2 protein-coding genes are annotated in these 2,413 nt (G+C 47.4%); both read left to right on the top strand.

The window, feature by feature from the left end; genetic code table 11:
• A partial coding sequence (locus L975_RS18365; RefSeq protein WP_047709309.1) for a hypothetical protein occupies positions 1 to 206 on the top strand: 206 nt, incomplete at its 5' end.
• Positions 207 to 276: 70 nt separating this feature from the next.
• Positions 277 to 2,413, top strand: a 2,137-nt coding sequence (locus L975_RS17950) for an autotransporter domain-containing protein (RefSeq protein ID WP_156121239.1), incomplete at its 3' end; no start/stop codon positions are given.

Raw genomic sequence — 2,413 nt, 5'->3', positions numbered from 1 at the left:
CAGTCGCCAGTGTGCTCGGTGGTTTTGCCGGTCTAGCAAGCCAATACCAAGTGCCGGATGTGGATGATGTCATGCCGCACGTCGAGGCGAGTTATACCTTTGCTGCGGATAAACATCAGGCGGTGAGTCTCTCTGCGGGTTACCAAGATATCGGTTTTGGCAGTGGGGAAGGCAATGTGGGCTTGACTTATCGCGTGGCATTTTAGGTTGTTAGGCAATAGCTACTCTGATGGATGAAAAGCTGACGATTCAGTTTTTACTGTATTGGTATTGAACGTGGATTTTCATACAGAGCAAACCTTGCAACATAAAAATAGATATGAATGGTGTTTTTTAGCTGCAAAAAAATACACAGAGATTATTAAAATGAAAATTAATGTGATGTATATGCTGACCGGTTTTGCTGCATTATCATTGAGTATCAGTGCTTTTGCCGCAAGACCATCATCAGGGAGTGATGGTTTATTAAATAATTTTGATAACGATGGGATCGTGGATCTAGGCGGAAATCCCTATTCAGATATGTTGGCATTATCGTCGTCAGGAAACATTGCGGTCGGATTCATTGCGACGCCAGCCAATAATAATCAAGCAGGTGCTTGGACCGTATCTCATGGGCTTATTGCTTTACCTATCCCTTTTGCTCAAACAGAGGGGATGAGTAATGCTCAGGGCGTCAGTAGTGATGGAAGGTATATTGTTGGTTATGTTATGCCGGAGAACTCATCATTAATGCAGGGGGTTTTGTGGACAGATGCATCAAAATTAACTTATTTAACGCCTCTGGCTCCCGGTGCTGATTATTATGCAAATGGCATTAGCGCGGACGGAAGTATCGTCGTGGGTACTGCATCCGATCAGCATAACAATGAACACGCCGTATATTGGGATCGTGCAGCTAATACTATTCATGATTTAGGTTCGCTTAATCACTCTTCTAGTCAGTTTTCTAATGCGATAGCCGCTAATCATGATGGTTCAGTGATTGTGGGAAGTAGTACTAATGATGCGGGAATGACTCAAGGTTTTCGTTGGACTGCAAAAACGGGCATAGTTGAATTACCGTCATTGAGTGGAACTTCACAGGCAAAGGGTATTAGCGATACAGGACGAATTATTGGTTCATCTATTAACGCAAAGAATGAGAATCGTGCTGTCTACTGGGAAGATAATCAGATTAAAGATTTAGGAACATTACGTACGGATAATAGAGGTTACAGTTCAGCGCAAGATATTAGTGCGACTGGTAAAGTGATCGTGGGGTCAGCTGATAGCGACACACAACGCACCGGCTTTATATGGAAAGAAGGGGCCGGGATGTACTCGGTTAATGAGTGGCTAAAATATGCGCATGTGCAAGCGAATAGTATGTCGGTGAAGTCGGTTAATGCGATTTCTGCGGATAGTCAAACTATTGCAGGCCAACTCACTAACGGTCATGGGTATGTCGCCCATTTAATCGAGTTAAATGCACCGTCCGATGTTAATCCATCCAATCCTAAACCCGATCCCGAATTACCTAAGCCAGAGCAACCTAAACCAGAGCAACCTAAACCAGAGCAACCTAAACCAGAGCAGCCAAAACCAGAGCAGCCAAAACCAGAACAACCTAAGCCAGAGCAACCGAAACCAGAGCCTGAACATCCTAGCGATCACCATGTGGTTAAGCCGGGTTATCACGCTAGTGGTATCGTCGAAACGCGGCAGGTGGTGTCCTCCTTGTACTTTGTACAACGTAATTTAGAGGTGCAGCGTCAGTTACTGGATGTGGCCGCGTCACAGGCCGATTGCGCCAGTTTTGGCGCCGATGGGATGTGCGTCAAAGCGCAGGCCGATTTACGTTTCCGAGGTGGTGAGGTGCAATACCGAGTGCCGGCCGCTAGTCTGACCGTTGCCTACCAATTTTATCCGCAGTGGCGCTTAGGGTTATCGGCCATGGCTGCGGATATGCACATTAAAGATGCCAATGGTGGCCGTATTACACAGCAAGCACCGGCCTTTACCCTGTTTACCGGCTACGGTAATGCGGGCGAAGCAGGATGGAAAGCCTATGCCGGTGTCACCTTGCTGAATGCGGGGATGGATATTGAACGGGCCTACCACAATGGCGATGCCCGCGAAATCGGTTATGGCCATACTCGCACCCGTGCCTATGATGTTAATTTCAGTGGCGGTTATACCTTCACACCGTACGCCCATGTACAACTGACCCCGTATCTTGCTGTGGGCTACCACTCTTTGCGTTGGAATGGTTATGACGAAGCTGACAATTCCGTCTTTGCGGCTCACTTTGATGGGCTACGTAGCAAAGTCACCTCGGCTGCTCTTGGGGTTGCCACGCAGTGGCAGGTCAGCGCGCGCTCTTCACTGGGCTTGGATATCAGCGTCGAGAAAAATATCAAGCAACACAACA

It is taken from the genome of Plesiomonas sp. ZOR0011, assembly GCF_000800945.1.
Taxonomy (GTDB): domain Bacteria; phylum Pseudomonadota; class Gammaproteobacteria; order Enterobacterales; family CAMTGL01; genus Plesiomonas; species Plesiomonas shigelloides.
This window is presented reverse-complemented; position numbering and strand designations above follow the sequence as displayed.